Genomic DNA, 14,520 nt, shown 5'->3' on the forward strand with positions numbered 1-14,520 from the left:
GCCGGAGCGATCATGGCCGACAGGGGCCGCGAACCGGGCCACCCCCCGCGCCAGGCGTCGACGCTCTCTTCGGAGGATGTGCGCGCCTATCTGCGGACCCACCCGGACTTCCTGGCCCAGAACGCCGATCTGGTCCACCACCTGACCCCGCCGTCGGTCGACCGCGGGCGTGGGGTGGTGGACCTCCAGGCCTTTATGGTCGACCGGCTGCGCGCCGAGGTCCGCACCCTCAAGGACCAGCAGCGCGAGCTGATCGGCACCAGCCGGGCCAACCTGAACAGCCAGAACCGCATCCATGCCGCGGTCCTGTTCCTGCTCGACGCCCAGAGCTTCGAGCAGCTGATCCAGACCATCACCACCGACCTCGCGGTCCTTCTCGACCTCGACGTCGCCTGTCTGGTCATCGAATCCAACGGCAGCGACATTCCCCACGTCCACCGTTCCGGCGTGCGGGTGGTGGAGCCGGGCGCCATCGCCGAGCGGCTGGGCCGCGCCGACGTGGTGCTGAACACCGACATCCAGGGCGATCCCGAGATCTACGGCCCCGGCGCCGGCCTGGTCCGGTCGGAGGCGCTGATCCGCATCCAGGTTTCCAGCGAGACGCCCGACGGCCTGCTCGCTTTCGGCAGCCGCGAGCCCGACACCTTCCACACCGGCCAAGGCACCGAACTGGTCGGCTTCCTTGCCCGCGTCATCGAGCGGGTGATCCGCGGCTGGCTGGAGCTGCCGGCGTGACCGAACCTGTTCTGGGGTTTTCCGCCAAGCCCGACGTTCAGGACGTGCTGGCCCACTGGCGGCGCTGGATGGAGAGCGAGAAGGCGGTGTCCCGCCACACCCTGTCGGCCTACACCGCCGACGTGGGGGAGTTCCTGCGCTTCCTCACCGAATTCCGCGGCGGCTCGCCGCCCTCGCTGAACAACCTGGGCGACCTGAAGGCGGCGGATTTCCGCGCCTGGATGTCCAGGTTGGCGATGGACGGTCTGGTCGGGGCCAGCCGCGCGCGCAAGCTGGCGGCGGTGCGCAACCTGTTCCGCTGGCTGGACCGCAGCGGCCGGCTGCACAACCCCGCCGTCGCCACGCTGGCCACGCCCAAGGTCAAGCGCCCCGCCCCGCGCCCGCTGACGGAGATCGACGCCGACCGCCTGCTGGAGGAGGCCGAGCGCGATCGCGACGAGCCCTGGATCGGCAAGCGCGACCGCGCCCTGTTCACCCTGCTCTACGGCTGCGGCCTGCGCATTTCCGAAGCGCTGGGTCTGGCCCGAAAGGACGCGCCGCTGACCGACACGCTGCGCGTCACCGGCAAGGGCCGCAAGGACCGCATGATCCCCGTCCTGCCGGCGGTGACGGAGGCGGTGCGCGCCTATATCGAATCGTGCCCCTTCACGCTGGCCCCCGATGGCCCGCTGTTCGTCGGCACCCGCGGTGGCCGGCTGAACGCCAGCGTCGCCCAGCATCAGATGCAGAAGCTGCGCGCCCTGATGGGCATGCCCGACAGCGCCACTCCGCACGCCCTGCGGCATAGTTTCGCGACCCATCTTTTGGCGGACGGCGGCGACCTGCGCGCCATCCAGGACCTGCTCGGCCACGCCTCGCTCTCCACAACCCAGCGTTACACGGACGTCGAGAACGAGCAACTGATGAACGTGTACCGCAATGCCCATCCTCGGGCGCGCAAGGGCTGATTGGGACCGGTCTCCACAATCGAGCCAAGCATATCGGGATATTCACACCGATTCCCGTCGCAGATGTCGGCGGAGACTTCGCGCATGGAATGCAATCTCGCAACAATCCGTCTGTTGTCGGGAAATGAAAATACATTCCCGGATTTTCCCATGGACGTTAGAATCAGTCGCAAATAGTGAAGCAATGCCCCGCAACCGTAATACTTTCGCATCAAAGGCCGTATTCTAACCCTTATCCAGGCTTCACCATTCGTTAAGGGGCAAATTCCACAGTGCTTCCAGCGTGTGATTCATGCTGGGGAAACACCATGCAAATAAGATCAATCCAATCGAAGATCGCGATGCTGTCGGGCTTGTGCCTGGCAGGCACCGTCGCCGTGCTCGTCGGCTTCGCCGTCCTGTCGACGCGCTCCAGCAACGAGTTCGTGACCGGCAACGTCGAACGGATCATCGAAAGCAAGACGACGGAATCCCTGCAGAATCTCGCGGCCACCCAGGCCGGCCTGCTGCGGTCGGAATTCGACACCGCGCTGAACGCCGCACGGACGATGGCCAGCAGCTTCGCCAGCCTCGCCGACGACGGGGCGCCCGGCCACGTCCCGCCGGAAAAGCGGCGCGAGGCCTTCAACGGCGTTCTGCTGTCGGTTCTGAAAAACAACCCGCTGTTCAACGGCACCTATTCGGCGTGGGAGCCAGACGCGCTCGACGGCCGGGACGAGGAGTTCCGCAACCACCGCGAAGCCGGCACCGACGCCACCGGCCGCTTCATCCCCTATTGGAACCGCGACCAGAACGGCCGCATCGCCATGCAGCCGCTGGTGGAGTATGACAGCCGCGACCGGCATCCCAATGGCGTGATGAAGGGCGGCTGGTACATCGGCCCGCAGGAGAACGGACGCGAAAGCGTGCTCGACCCCCTGCCCTACATCGTGCAGGGCAAGCAGGTGTTCCTGGCGACCCTGTCGGTGCCTGTGGTCATCGGCGGCAAGTTCCGCGGCGTGGCTGGCGCCGACTTCAACCTCGATTTCGTGCAGCAACTGTCGACCAAGGTCAGCGCCGCCGTCTTCAACGGCCGCAGCCAGGTGGTCATCATCAGCAACATGGGCCTGATCGTCGCCCACAGCGCGCGGCCCGACCTGATCGGCCAGTCGATCTCCACCTTCGATGCCTCGTGGCGGGACGATCTGACCAGTGTCCAGACCGGCAAGCCGCATGTCGACATCGAAGCCTCCACCAACATGCTGCGTGCCTTCGCTCCCATCACGCTCGGCAACACCGAAAAGCCGTGGGCCGTGCTGGTCCAGGTGCCGAAGGACATCGTGCTGGCCGACAGCATGGCCCTGGCCTCTGAACTGGGCGAGCGCGCCAACTCCAGCATCCTGTGGCAGATCACCGTCGGCGCCCTGGTCGCCCTTGGCGCGGTGGCGGTGATGTGGGTGGTCGCCGGCGGCGTCGCCCGGCCGATCCGCGCCAGCGTCGCCTTCGCCGAGGGCATCGCCGCCGGCCGCTTCGACCAGACGCTGGATATCCGGCAGGCCGACGAAGTCGGCGCGCTCGCCGACGCCCTGCGCAAGATGCTGGCCGACCTGAAGCGGATGATCGACCAGCGGGCCGAGGATCAGGCCAAGGCCGACGCCGAACGCCGCAAGGCCATGCTGCAACTGGCCGACACTCTGGAAGCCCAGGTGATGAATGTGGTGGACGGCGTCGACCGCGCCGCCCAGTCGATGACCGGCACCGCCCAGACCATGACCGCCACCGCGACCCAGACCAGCCAGCAGGCCGGCGTCGTCGCCAACGCCTCGCAGGATGCCAGCAGCAACGTGCAGACCGTCGCCAGCGCGACCGAGCAGCTGTCTTCCTCGATCCAGGAGATCGGCGAGCAGGTCAACCGCTCCGCCCAGATCGCCCGCGAGGCGGTGGAGGCGGCCCAGCAGGCCAACGGGCAGGTGCTCAGCCTGACCGAGGCGGCGGAGAAGATCGGCACCGTGGTGCAACTGATTCAGGACATCGCCAGCCAGACCAACCTGCTGGCCCTGAACGCGACCATCGAGGCCGCCCGCGCCGGAGAGGCCGGCAAGGGCTTCGCCGTGGTGGCGCAGGAGGTGAAGAGCCTCGCCAGCCAGACCGCCCGCGCGACGGAGGAGATCGCCGGCCACGTCACCGGCATGCAGCGCGTCACCGACGAGACCGCCAGCGCGATCAAGGGCATCGGCGGCATCATCGCCCAGATCGACGAGATCTCCACCGCCATCGCTGCCGCGGTGGAGGAACAGGGCTCCGCCACCGCCGAGATCGCCCGCAACGTCCAACAGGCCGCCAGCGGCACCCAGGAGGTGACCAAGACCATCGCCGACGTCCGCAGCGCCGCGGTCGAGGCCGGCCATTCCGCCGAGACCGTCCTGTCGGTCTCCGGCCAACTCGCCGGCGACGCCGGTCGCCTGCGCAGCGTGGTGAACGGCTTCCTGTCGACCATCCGCGCGGCCTGACCGGCGGCACGGGCGCCACAACGAAAAAGGCTCCCCCGCCAAACGGTGGGGGAGCCTTTCGTTTGATGGCCCTCGCGGGCCGTCGATCAGATGTGCAGCGGACGACCGTCCACCGCCAGCGCCGCTTCCTTGACCGCTTCCGACAAAGTCGGATGGGCGTGGCAGGTGCGGGCGACGTCCTCGGCCGACGCGCTGAACTCCATGGCCAGCACCAGCTCGCCGATCATCTCCGACACGTTCGGGCCGATCATGTGGACGCCCAGCACCTGATCGGTGGAGGCATCCGACAGGATCTTCACGAAACCGTCGGTGTTCCCGCCGGCACGGGCGCGGCCGTTGGCGGTGAACGGGAACTTGCCCGACTTGTAGGCGACGCCTGCGGCCTTCAGCTGCTCCTCGGTCTTGCCGACGGCGGCGACTTCCGGCCAGGTGTAGACGACGCCGGGGACGAGGTCGTGGTTGACGTGGCTCTTCTGGCCGGCCAGCTGCTCGGCCAGCGCCACGCCCTCTTCCTCGGCCTTGTGGGCCAGCATCGGGCCTTCGACCACGTCGCCGATGGCGTAGATGCCCGGCACGTTGGTCTGGAAATGGCCGTCGATCTTGACGCGGCCGCGCTCCAGCTCGACGCCCACCGCCTCCAGGCCGAGGCCTTCGGTGTAGGGGCGGCGGCCGATGGCGACCAGCACGGTGTCGGCCTCGATGGTCTGGGCCGCGCCGCCGGCGGCGGGCTCGACCGTCAGGGTGACACCGGTCTCGGTCACCGACGCGCCGGTCACCTTGGTGCTCAGCTTGAAGTCCATGCCCTGCTTGGCGAAGATGCGCTGGGCCTGCTTCGACAGCTCGTTGTCCATCGTCGGCAGCACGCGGTCGAGATACTCGACCACCGTCACCTTGGCGCCCAGGCGGCCCCAGACGGAGCCAAGCTCCAGGCCGATCACGCCGCCGCCGATGACGACCAGATGCTTCGGCACCTCCGGCAGCGACAGGGCGCCGGTGGAGGACACCACGCGCTTCTCGTCGATGGCGATGCCCGGCAGCGGGGTCACGTCCGAACCGGTGGCGATGACGATCGCCTTCGACGCGGTGATGGTGCCGACGCCTTCGACCTCGACGGTGTTCGGGGCGGTGATCTTGCCGGCGCCCTTCAGCCAGGCGACCTTGTTCTTCTTGAACAGGAACTCGATGCCGCCGACGTTGTCCTTAACGACCTTGTCCTTGTGGGCCAGCATGCCGGGCAGGTCCAGGTCGACGCTGCCGACCTTGATGCCGAACTTGGCAAGGCCATGGGCCGCTTCCTCGAACTTCTCCGACGCCGCCAGCAGAGCCTTGGACGGGATGCAGCCGACGTTCAGGCAGGTGCCGCCCAGCGTCCCGCGCTTTTCCACGCAGGCAACCTTGAAGCCGAGCTGCGCCGCGCGGATCGCGCAGACATACCCGCCGGGACCGCCGCCGATCACAACGACGTCAAAAGTGCTTTCAGCCATGAGAGGCTTTCCTTTCGCCATTCTTGCTCGTTGCCAAAAGCCGTCCCGTCCAGCGGGGAGGGCCGCGAGATATTCCGCGGGGCGATTTATGCCCGCGCTCACGCCCCGTGGCAACGGGACACTTCGTCTCTGGATGCAGGGTTGCCCAATGAAGGAGGTCAGAACCCGAGGTCGCGGTACAGCTCCGCCAGCGGCATGTCGAGGCCGGCGGTTTCCAGCACCAGCCGCCCGTCCTCCTCCAGCACCTCGGGCGCGGCGGGCCAGAGATTGTCCGAATCGCGGCGGTGCAGTTCCGCCCGGATGGTCCGGGAGTCGAGGAACAGGATCTCCCGCACCGACGGCATGGCGGCATAGACGTGCAGCTTGGCCCGCTGCGCCTTCTCCTCGGTCGGCGACAGAATTTCCACCAGCAGCACCGGGGCGGTGGTGTAGGGGATCTCCGGATCGAACGGCTCGCAGGTCACGGCAAGGTCGGCGACGCGGTAATTGTGCGTCGGGTCGAAATGCGGACGGACGCCGGCCTCCGACAAAGCCCGGCAACGGCTTCCGTCACGCTTGCCTTTCTCCCGCAGGGCATCGCGCAACGCGGCGCCCAAAGCGATCTGCAAGGTGCTGTGTGCGGGGCTCGGGTGTGCCTGCCCGACAATTTCGCCATCGACGAGTTCATACCGGGCATCATCCCGGAACTCCATCGCCAGGAATTCATCGACGGTCGTCAGCGGGGTGAAGCGGCGGGCGAGCGGCATGGCGGTCTCCGGTCCGGACGGGACGTTCGGCAACAGCCCCAATGTAATCCATTCCCATGCCGAAGCGAAGGGCACCACCTTTGCGCAAGCCCCCTCCCCTTTCGAATCCGGAAACCTTTACGGCCCCGCTTGCGTTCCCATCGGCATCACACAGCCACCGCAACGGAGACCACCATGACCACCGTCAAGAAGTTCGCCCTGCTCGCCGTCCTGGGCACGCTGCTGGGCACCACGCTGGCCGCCTGCAACACCATGGAGGGCGCCGGCCAGGACGTTCAGGCCGGTGGCCGCGCCATCGAACGGGGCGCCGACAACGTCCAGAAGAAGATGTAAGTCCGCAGTCGGCTCGGCCTTGGAAATCCATCCTTCCAAGGCCGACGACAAGACAGCCACCAACAAAACAGCCATGGAGCCTGATGCGGTTCGGATCGACCGCATCAGGCTCCATGGCTGTTTTGGTTTGACGGCCGGAGCGGCGCGTCACGTCGACTCCGGCATCCCGCGATGCGGGTCAGCGGCTCCGGGCCTTGCGCGCCGCATAACGGGCGTCGCGGGCGGCTTTCGCCTCGGCTGCCGTCGCCACCTGGCGCTTGGCCTGTTCGGCGATCTCCTGGGCGGCCAGCGCCTCGCGGGCGGCCCGCTCAGCCTGTTCCGCCTGCAGCGCTTCCTGTTCGGCGGCCTTGCGGGCTTCGCGCGCCGCATTGCGTTCGGCCTCGCGGGCCTCACGGGCGACGCGGACGGCCCGCCGGGCCTCTTCGCGCTCCAGGAAGACCGGATCGTTCACACCGGGTTGCGCCTTGAACTTGTCCAGCAGTGCCTTCTTCGCGCCGGCAGCCGCGCTCAGACGCTCCGAAAGCCCTGCATTCTTAAAGCCGTTCATGTTCATCCATTTCGTGAATTTCGCCGTACCCTCGGGAAGATTATCTTCGGGAAGATCAGGGGGCCGGTCGGGCCGGGCATCCTCAACCGAGGGGGCGGGTACAAAAAAAGGCGGCCGGAGCCGCCCTTTCTCTTCGAACCTGCTGCGCTCAGAGAGCGCGGAGGTTCTCGGCCGCAACCTTGCCGCGGCGCGGATCGCGGATCGCGTCGAAGGACAGCTTCTGGCCTTCACCGAGATTGCTGATCCCGGCGCGCTCGACGGCGGAAATGTGGACGAACACGTCGGCCGTGCCGTCTTCCGGCTGAATGAAGCCGAAGCCCTTGGTGGAGTTGAAAAACTTGACGGTTCCGATAGCCATGGGTCAGTTCCCTTCCTGGCGTTGCGCCGCGCGAGTTTGCGCAGGCGCATCAATTTCACTTCGGGGAAGAGACCCAGATCCGCGTGACGGATCAGAATAACAAAGCCCAGAGCAACGTCGACCACCCACAGATGGGGCATGCATCGGCAGCTTACAAGCGACAATCGACACTCGCCGCCGATGCACGTGCGATTGTCTCAGCCCTTCATGCGCTTGATGGTGTTGGTCGTGCTCTGGCCCTGCACCAGTTCGGCCAGCACCACTTTCCCGCCATAGCTCTGGACAAAATCGGCCCCCACCACCGTGGCGATGGTGTAGTCGGCTCCCTTCACCAGCACGTCGGGGCGCAGGGCGTGGATCAGCGTTTCCGGCGTATCCTCGCCGAAGATCACCACCAGATCGACGCAGCCCAGCGACGCCAGCACAGTGGCGCGCGCCGTCTCGTTCTGCACCGGGCGGCTGTCGCCCTTCAGCCGCTTCACCGACGCATCGCTGTTCAGCCCGACCACCAGCACGTCGCAGGCCGCGCGGGCCTGTTTCAGCAGCGAGATGTGGCCGGGGTGCAGCAGGTCGAAGCAGCCGTTGGTGAAGCCCACCCGCTTGCCGCGCAGCCGCCAGCGCTCCGCCCGTTCCGCCGCGGCGTCGCGGGTCAGCACCTTTTCCTCGCCATGGCGCCATTGCTGCTCGTGCAGGCCGGACAGCAGCTCGGCCGAACGGACCACCGCCGTGCCGACCTTGCCCACCACGATACCGGCCGCCAGGTTGGCCAGCCGCGCCGAATCGACCAGATCGATCCCCACCGACAGCGCGGCGGTCAGCGTCGCCACCACCGTGTCGCCGGCGCCCGACACGTCGAACACCTCCCGCGCCTCGGCCGGCAGATGCACCGCGTCCTCGGCCGTCACCACCGACATGCCCTGTTCACTGCGGGTGGCGACGACGGCGCCGATGCCGCAGGTGGCGATCAGGTGACGCGCGGCGGCGATCACCTCCTCGTCCGTGCGGGCCGGCAGGCCGGTGGCCTCCATCAGCTCCTTGCGGTTGGGCGTGACGATGTCGGCGCCGCGATAGCGGCGGTAGTCGCGCCCCTTCGGGTCCACCACGACGGTGCGCCCAGTCTCCCGCGCGGCGGCGATCACCGCCACCACCAGCTCGTCGGTCAGCACGCCCTTGCCGTAGTCGGACAGGATGACGCCGCCCACCTCGGGCAGCAGGTCGCGCACGCGCTCCAGCACGCGGTCGGCGACGGTGATCGGCACCACCGTCTCGATGTCGGTGCGCAGAAGCTGCTGCTGGCCGGCGATGAAGCGTGTCTTGACCGTGGTCTGGCGCCCCTCCTCCATCACGATGGCGCCGTCGCTGACGCCCTCGCGCCGCAGCAGGGCCAGCAGATCGCTGCCGATGCCGTCGCGCCCCACCACCGAGACGAAGCGGCAGTCCGCCTCCAGCGCCACCAGATTGGCGGCGACATTGCCGGCGCCGCCCAGCTTGGGCACGTCGCGGTCCACGCGCAGGACGGGGATCGGCGCCTCCGGCGATACCCGGTCCACCGAACCATAGACGAAACGGTCGAGCATCACGTCGCCAAGGCACAGTACGTTGGCGCGCGACAGGGTGTCGATGTGACGGGCAAGGTCGCTCATGGCGCCTGTCTTACCAACGCCAAAGCGGTAATGCCAGCGCATCGGCGTCTTCGCAGGGGTGACGCTCGTTTGTCACCGTCGTAGGATGGCGTTCCGGCAACACCACCTCCCATCCCCGCTGGTCCCCCGCATGCCCCGCCCCACCGTCGCGACCAGCCTGTCGGCCAAGCTTCTGCTGCTCACCATCCTGTTCGTGCTGCTGGCGGAGGTGCTGATCTACGCCCCCTCCATCGCCCGCTTCCGCATGAGCTACCTGGAGGAGCGGCTGGCCGCCGCCCACATCGCGGCCTTGTCGGTGGAGGCCGCCCCCGACCTGATGGTGACCAAGGAACTTCAGGCGAAGCTGCTGGCCTACACCGGCACCCACGTCATCGACCTGATCCAGCCCGGCGCCCGCGTCTACATGCTGTCCAGCCCGATGCCGCCGCGGGTCGATGCGGTGTACGACCTGCGCGGCACCGGCATGGGCATGCAGTTCGTCGATGCCGGCAACGCCCTGTGGCTCGCCTTGGAGGGCCTCTTCGAACCGCAGCGCGACCGCGTGATCCGGGTGATCGACCGCTCGCCCAACGACCCGGCCCAGCGGGTCGAGGTGACGATGGACGAACGGCCGCTGATCGACGCCATGCTGGACTTCTCCCGCCGCATCCTGGCGGTGTCGGTGGCCATCTCGCTGATCGCGGCGATCCTGGTCTATCTCACGCTGCATGCCCTGCTGGTGCGGCCGATGCGCCGCCTGACCGCGGAGGTCGTCGCCTTCCGCCGCGATCCCGACGGCGCCCCGCCGCTGGTGCCCGGCAGCCGCAGCGACGAGATCGGCGTGGCGGAGCGCGAGCTTGCCGCCATGCAGGGCACGGTGCGCGCGGCGTTGCGCCAGCGCGAACGGCTCGCCACGCTGGGCACCGCCGTGGCGAAGATCAACCACGACCTGCGCGGCATCCTCTCCACCGCCTCCCTCCTGTCGGAGCGGCTGACCGAGAGCGCCGACCCGGAGGTGCGGCGGGTGACGCCGCGGCTGGTCGCCTCGCTCGACCGCGCGGTGGAGCTGTGCAGCCAGACCCTGTCCTTCACCCGCGACGGCGTCCTGCCGCTCACCCCTGCGCCCACCGATCTGCACCGGCTGGCCGAGGAGGCGGGGGCCGAGGTGCTCGCCACCGCCCGCCCCGACGGCAGCCGGGTGGAGGCGGCGTGGATCAACGACATCCCCGCCGGCACCCTGGCCCAGGTCGATGCCGCCCAACTCGGCCGCGCCCTGGTCAATCTCGGCCGCAACGCGGTGCAGGCCGGCGCCGACCGGGTGCGTCTCTCCGCCCAGGCCGGGCGCGCGGGCGCGCTGACCCTGACCATCGCCGACAACGGCCCCGGCCTCGCCCCTCGCGCGCGGGAAAACCTGTTCCAGCCCTTCGCCGGATCGGCGCGGGCCGGCGGGATCGGCCTCGGCCTCGCCATCGCGCGCGAGGTGCTGCGCGCCCATGGCGGCGATCTCAGGCTGGTGGAGAGCGGCGCCGAAGGAACGGCCTTCGCCCTTGACATACCGCAATGCAACGAGGACACCGATCCTGTAGCTGTTGCAGGGCACAAGTCGTTTGTGTCGCATTGATTCCGCGGGCTCCCTCCCGCAGAATTCCTTCAACAGCGAAGCGTTCGCGGGCAGCCCGGCGGGGCGGGATGCGGGCGCATCCACCCTGACAACGCCTTGTTCTGAAAGGACTCCGGGACGTGAAAGCCTTCTCCTTCTGGATCAACCCCATCCTCGCCGGCATCATGGCCTTCGTCGGCCTGCTCGCCTCCTCGCGCGCGGCGGACGAAGCCTTCGCGGCCGGCGGTCTGATCGTTTTCCTCGGCTGCGTGCTCTTCATCTTCGCGTCGATCGGCCGCTATTTCGACCGCACGGGCTCCGCCCACTGACCGTCCGCACAAGCGACCGGTAACGCGATGGCCGGGTGAAAGACCCCGGAGGGCAGGCGCCCAACACAAGCGGGTGCCACATGGCTCTGAACATGGCATGGGACCCCAACGCCTTCGCGACGATTGACGTCCTGCGCCGTCGTCCCGTCATGGACCTGACGGCGGCGCTTCCCTTCTCCCTGGCGCCGAACACCATCGTCGATCTCGGCTGCGGCGCCGGTCAGCTGTCCCGGCTGCTGGCGGCGCGCTGGCCGCTGGCCGAGGTGCTGGCGGTCGACCACTCCCCGGCGATGTTGCGCTGGGCCGCCGACACACCGTCGCGCGTGCGCTACCAGCAGGCCGATCTGACCGTCTGGCGCCCGCACTGGCCGGCGGATCTCGTCATCTCCGCCAGTGGATTGCAGCATGTCGCCGGGCACGAGCGGCTGTTCCCCGACCTGCTGCAAGCGCTCGGCCCCGGCGGGGTCCTCGCCGTCGCCCTGCCCCGCCCGCAGGACCAGACCGCCCACCGCCTGCTGCTGGAAACCGCCGCCGACGGCCCCTGGTCCGACCGGCTGCACGGCGCCTGGCCCGCCGCCCCGCCAAGCGGCGGCCGGAGCTATGGCCCGCAGGATTACTATGACTGGCTGAGCCCCCAGGCCGCCGCCATCGATCTGTGGGAGACCGAGTATTTCCACGCACTGGACGGCGACGTGCCGCTTCTGCAATGGCTGCATCAGTCGGCGCTGGTCCCGGTGATGGACCGCCTGACCGGCCCGGAACTCGACCGCTTCCTCGCCGCCTACCGCCGCCGGCTGGAGGTCGCCTATCCCGAACATTCCAGCGGCAACGCGCTGATCCCGACCAAGTGGCTGTTCATGGTGGTGCGGGTGTAGGGGGGGGCGTGCGGCCCCCGCCCTAACCCTCCCCCTCTTCGAGGGAGAGGGGACTGCCGCAATCTTACCCTCTCCCGCCGAAGGCGGGGGAGGGAGGGACCCGCGGCGGAGCCGTGGGAGGGAGGGGGCGACGCAACCCGCCCCGCTTTCAAACCCCGTCGATATAGCTCAGCAGCGGCTGCCAGTCGCCGCGATGCTCGGCGGCGCGCTTGCCCGGCATGTCAAACAGGCTGAGGCCGCTTTCCGCCGCGTCGGCATAGATTTGGCTGTCGCGCAGCCGGGTCACCACTTGATGGCCGACGCCGCCCAGGAAGCGGTCGAGCCGGTCGGCGGCCTTGGTGCGGGCGCGCATGCGGTTGCCGACCACCGCCACAATGGTCTTCTTCTTGGCGATCCGCTTCAACTCGTCCAGCTTGGTGAGGAAGCGCTGGGTCGCCTGCTCGTCGAAGGCGCCGGGCAGCACCGGCAGCACGACGACGTCGGCCATCTTCACCAGATCCTCGATCTGCTTGGTCTTCAGCGCGGCGGGCGCGTCGATGACCAGCCGCTTGGTCCCGCGCGGCGTGTCGGTGAAGTCCTTGGCCCAATCGAGCCCGACCAGCAGCGGCGCCTTCTCCGGCCGGCGCTCCAGCCAGCCGAGCGAGGAGCGCTGACGGTCGACGTCGGCCAGCACGGTGGGCAGGCCCGCCACGGCGGACGCGGCGGCGAGGTGGGTGGCGACGGTCGTCTTGCCGCAGCCGCCCTTGATGTTGGCGACGAGGATCGTGAGCATGGCCGTGGACTCTACACCGCGGCGTCCGGCTTCGACCAGAAATGCTTGGTGTCGATGAAATCATGCCACAGGGCGACCAGCGCCCCCTCGGTGTCGGCCACCCCGCGGGCATGCCAGCCGATGACGATGCCGGCGGCGCGCGGCTCGCCGGGGGCCGAGCGACTGCCGTCGTCGTGCAGTTCGTGCAGAAGCCGCGTCGCCGTCGCCACGTCGTTCAGATGCCCCAGCGCATCCTGCAGGGCGGCAAGCTGCTGGATGTAGCGGCGCACCGGCTTGTCGTCATACAGGCTGCGGAAGAACTCCACCGCATAGCGCAGCTTCTTCAAGGCGATGCGCAGCTGGTGGCGCTGGGCCACCGGCAGATGGGCGAAGCCGTGGCCAGCCCGCTTGGCCTTCTTGTGGCGCTTGTTCAGCAGATGGTCGGCCAGCCCGATCACCGGCTGGAACAGCCGCACCGATTCCTCGCTGACCGGCTGGTCGCGCCAGCCGCGCTTCTCCACCCAGCTGCCGACGCCCAGCAGGAAGGCGGTGTAGCGCTCCGACCGGATCGCCTCGCGCACGCCCTCATAGGCGCGCAGCCGCTTGGCCTCGGCCGCCGCCGCCAGTGTGTCGAGATCCTCCACCGCCGAGCGGCCATGGCCGTCGGCCTTGTGGAAGGCGTCGCGCACCGGGGCCAGCAGCTCCTCGCCGAACACGTCCCAGTCGCGCGCCGGCCCCAGGCTGCCGGCCAGCCATTTAATCTCGCCGACCAGCCACAGATATTGCGCGGCCGGAATGAAGGGCCGGAACAGCGCGGTTGCCGAACGCAGCCGGCGCAGCGCGACGCGCATCTGGTGCACGCCCTCCGGGTCCTCGCCGGCCAGCGTCACCGCCTCGTTCGCCACCATGTGGGCGAGGCAGGCGCGGACGATGCGGGCCACCGCCCCCTCCACCGTCGTCTCGGGGTCGAGCAGCAGCTTTTCCGCCTTCAGCGCCTTGTCGGCGCCGCCGTTGGCCAGCGCATGGCCGCGTTCCGCCTTGGTCCGCATCTCCAGCCGCAGCGGGGCGGACTTGGTCAGCTCCTGCGCCAGATCGTAGAGCGCGGCGGGCGTCCCGCTTTTCAGTTCGAGTTCGACCTCGCACAGGTCGCGGGATTGCCCGTCGGGCAGTTCGATCCGGCCGCGGTCGAAGGCGACCTCGATCAGGGTCGAGTCGTCGCCGTCGCCCAGCGCCACATCCTGCGTGGTCCGTTCGACGATGGAGGTGAAGACCGGCCGCAGCTCCCTGTCGCTGAGCGACCCCAGCAGCTCGATGGCGGCGCCGTCGGCGATCAGCGTCAGGTCGGGTGTGGCGGAGGTCACCGCGCATTCCCACTCGCCGCGCCCCAGCCCGTCCTCGTCCGGTGCGGACTTGACCGTCTGGACGAAGCCGTCGCCGGTCTTGCGCACCCGCAGCGTCACCTTCCGCGCGGCGAGCCGGCGGTCCTCGGTGTCGTAATAGGTGCTTTCCAGGGTCCGTGTCGCCGCCGGGCCGGTGGCCCGGTCTGCGATGGCGGAAGCGGCGCGCAGCCTGTCGAAGTCTTCCGGCTTCGCCGCCAGCTTCAGTTCCGTCTCGCGGTTGATCTCGGCCTCAGCCATCGCCTGCGCTTCAACCCCCGTTTTGCGGCCCACTGGCCTACAGTTGGGTGTTTGCACAGCCTATGGA

14 protein-coding genes are annotated in these 14,520 nt (G+C 68.7%); 7 read left to right on the forward strand and 7 right to left on the reverse strand.

Annotated elements, in window-relative coordinates:
- Window positions 1-12: 12 nt before the first annotated feature.
- From M5E06_RS10615 to M5E06_RS10625, 3 genes are all read left to right on the forward strand, one after another.
- Window positions 13-735 (forward strand): DUF484 family protein, encoded by a 723-nt coding sequence (locus tag M5E06_RS10615; protein WP_252138138.1) that lies wholly within the window; start codon window positions 13-15, stop codon window positions 733-735.
- Window positions 732-1,682 (forward strand): tyrosine recombinase XerC, encoded by a 951-nt coding sequence (locus tag M5E06_RS10620; protein ID WP_252138139.1) that lies wholly within the window; start codon window positions 732-734, stop codon window positions 1,680-1,682. The genes M5E06_RS10615 and M5E06_RS10620 overlap by 4 nt, the downstream gene beginning before the upstream one ends.
- A 308-nt stretch (window positions 1,683-1,990) precedes the next feature.
- Window positions 1,991-4,171, forward strand: a complete 2,181-nt coding sequence (locus M5E06_RS10625; protein WP_252138140.1) for a methyl-accepting chemotaxis protein — start codon at window positions 1,991-1,993, stop codon at window positions 4,169-4,171.
- 86 nt (window positions 4,172-4,257) lie between these two features.
- On the opposite strand, the gene lpdA is transcribed toward M5E06_RS10625, so the two are convergent.
- Window positions 4,258-5,655 (reverse strand): dihydrolipoyl dehydrogenase, encoded by a 1,398-nt coding sequence (gene lpdA / locus M5E06_RS10630; RefSeq protein WP_252138141.1) that lies wholly within the window; start codon window positions 5,653-5,655, stop codon window positions 4,258-4,260.
- A 158-nt stretch (window positions 5,656-5,813) separates the two neighbouring features.
- Window positions 5,814-6,401: a Uma2 family endonuclease gene (locus tag M5E06_RS10635; RefSeq protein WP_252138142.1), complete on the reverse strand. Its 588-nt coding sequence runs from the start codon at window positions 6,399-6,401 to the stop codon at window positions 5,814-5,816.
- Between the two features lie 174 nt (window positions 6,402-6,575).
- On the opposite strand from M5E06_RS10635, the gene M5E06_RS10640 reads away from it, so the two are divergent.
- Complete coding sequence (locus M5E06_RS10640; protein ID WP_014248797.1) at window positions 6,576-6,734, forward strand: entericidin A/B family lipoprotein; 159 nt, start codon at window positions 6,576-6,578, stop codon at window positions 6,732-6,734.
- Window positions 6,735-6,912: 178 nt separating this feature from the next.
- Here the strand turns inward: M5E06_RS10640 and M5E06_RS10645 are convergent, their stop codons facing one another.
- The 3 genes from M5E06_RS10645 to rfaE1 all read right to left on the reverse strand — a co-directional run bounded on the left by M5E06_RS10645 (window position 6,913) and on the right by rfaE1 (window position 9,282).
- Window positions 6,913-7,281 carry a DUF6481 family protein gene (locus tag M5E06_RS10645; RefSeq protein ID WP_109152251.1) on the reverse strand — a complete coding sequence of 123 codons (369 nt, stop codon included), beginning with the start codon at window positions 7,279-7,281 and terminating at the stop codon, window positions 6,913-6,915.
- A 148-nt stretch (window positions 7,282-7,429) separates the two neighbouring features.
- Window positions 7,430-7,639 (reverse strand): cold-shock protein, encoded by a 210-nt coding sequence (locus M5E06_RS10650; protein WP_109052004.1) that lies wholly within the window; start codon window positions 7,637-7,639, stop codon window positions 7,430-7,432.
- A 197-nt stretch (window positions 7,640-7,836) separates the two neighbouring features.
- Window positions 7,837-9,282 (reverse strand): D-glycero-beta-D-manno-heptose-7-phosphate kinase, encoded by a 1,446-nt coding sequence (gene rfaE1 / locus M5E06_RS10655; protein ID WP_252138143.1) that lies wholly within the window; start codon window positions 9,280-9,282, stop codon window positions 7,837-7,839.
- A gap of 130 nt (window positions 9,283-9,412) precedes the next feature.
- On the opposite strand from rfaE1, the gene M5E06_RS10660 reads away from it, so the two are divergent.
- The 3 genes from M5E06_RS10660 (at window position 9,413) to M5E06_RS10670 (ending at window position 12,065) form a co-directional block, all read left to right on the forward strand.
- Window positions 9,413-10,882 (forward strand): sensor histidine kinase, encoded by a 1,470-nt coding sequence (locus tag M5E06_RS10660; RefSeq protein ID WP_252138144.1) that lies wholly within the window; start codon window positions 9,413-9,415, stop codon window positions 10,880-10,882.
- A 119-nt stretch (window positions 10,883-11,001) separates the two neighbouring features.
- Complete coding sequence (locus tag M5E06_RS10665; RefSeq protein WP_109152229.1) at window positions 11,002-11,190, forward strand: hypothetical protein; 189 nt, start codon at window positions 11,002-11,004, stop codon at window positions 11,188-11,190.
- An 80-nt stretch (window positions 11,191-11,270) separates the two neighbouring features.
- Window positions 11,271-12,065, forward strand: a complete 795-nt coding sequence (locus M5E06_RS10670; protein ID WP_252138145.1) for a methyltransferase domain-containing protein — start codon at window positions 11,271-11,273, stop codon at window positions 12,063-12,065.
- Between the two features lie 148 nt (window positions 12,066-12,213).
- Here the strand turns inward: M5E06_RS10670 and M5E06_RS10675 are convergent, their stop codons facing one another.
- Both M5E06_RS10675 and M5E06_RS10680 read right to left on the reverse strand, forming a co-directional pair.
- Complete coding sequence (locus M5E06_RS10675) at window positions 12,214-12,837, reverse strand: nucleotide-binding protein (RefSeq protein ID WP_109152230.1); 624 nt, start codon at window positions 12,835-12,837, stop codon at window positions 12,214-12,216.
- An 11-nt stretch (window positions 12,838-12,848) separates the two neighbouring features.
- A complete protein-coding gene (locus M5E06_RS10680) occupies window positions 12,849-14,453 on the reverse strand; it encodes a CYTH and CHAD domain-containing protein (RefSeq protein WP_252138146.1) in 1,605 nt (534 codons plus the stop codon).
- Window positions 14,454-14,520 lie beyond the last annotated feature (67 nt).

The sequence above is a fragment of the Azospirillum sp. A1-3 genome (genome assembly GCF_023806445.1).
Taxonomy (GTDB): Bacteria; Pseudomonadota; Alphaproteobacteria; order Azospirillales; family Azospirillaceae; genus Azospirillum.

Bases quoted from the DNA above. Each gene is read 5' to 3' on its own strand.
- M5E06_RS10615 (WP_252138138.1), top strand. From the start codon at position 13: ATGGCCGACAGGGGCCGCGAACCGGGCCACCCCCCGCGCCAGGCGTCG.
- M5E06_RS10680 (WP_252138146.1), bottom strand. From the start codon at position 14,453: ATGGCTGAGGCCGAGATCAACCGCGAGACGGAACTGAAGCTGGCGGCG.
- M5E06_RS10660 (WP_252138144.1), top strand. From the start codon at position 9,413: ATGCCCCGCCCCACCGTCGCGACCAGCCTGTCGGCCAAGCTTCTGCTG.
- rfaE1 (WP_252138143.1), bottom strand. From the start codon at position 9,282: ATGAGCGACCTTGCCCGTCACATCGACACCCTGTCGCGCGCCAACGTA.
- M5E06_RS10670 (WP_252138145.1), top strand. From the start codon at position 11,271: ATGGCTCTGAACATGGCATGGGACCCCAACGCCTTCGCGACGATTGAC.
- lpdA (WP_252138141.1), bottom strand. From the start codon at position 5,655: ATGGCTGAAAGCACTTTTGACGTCGTTGTGATCGGCGGCGGTCCCGGC.
- M5E06_RS10675 (WP_109152230.1), bottom strand. From the start codon at position 12,837: ATGCTCACGATCCTCGTCGCCAACATCAAGGGCGGCTGCGGCAAGACG.
- M5E06_RS10625 (WP_252138140.1), top strand. From the start codon at position 1,991: ATGCAAATAAGATCAATCCAATCGAAGATCGCGATGCTGTCGGGCTTG.
- M5E06_RS10640 (WP_014248797.1), top strand. From the start codon at position 6,576: ATGACCACCGTCAAGAAGTTCGCCCTGCTCGCCGTCCTGGGCACGCTG.
- M5E06_RS10635 (WP_252138142.1), bottom strand. From the start codon at position 6,401: ATGCCGCTCGCCCGCCGCTTCACCCCGCTGACGACCGTCGATGAATTC.
- M5E06_RS10645 (WP_109152251.1), bottom strand. From the start codon at position 7,281: ATGAACGGCTTTAAGAATGCAGGGCTTTCGGAGCGTCTGAGCGCGGCT.
- M5E06_RS10650 (WP_109052004.1), bottom strand. From the start codon at position 7,639: ATGGCTATCGGAACCGTCAAGTTTTTCAACTCCACCAAGGGCTTCGGC.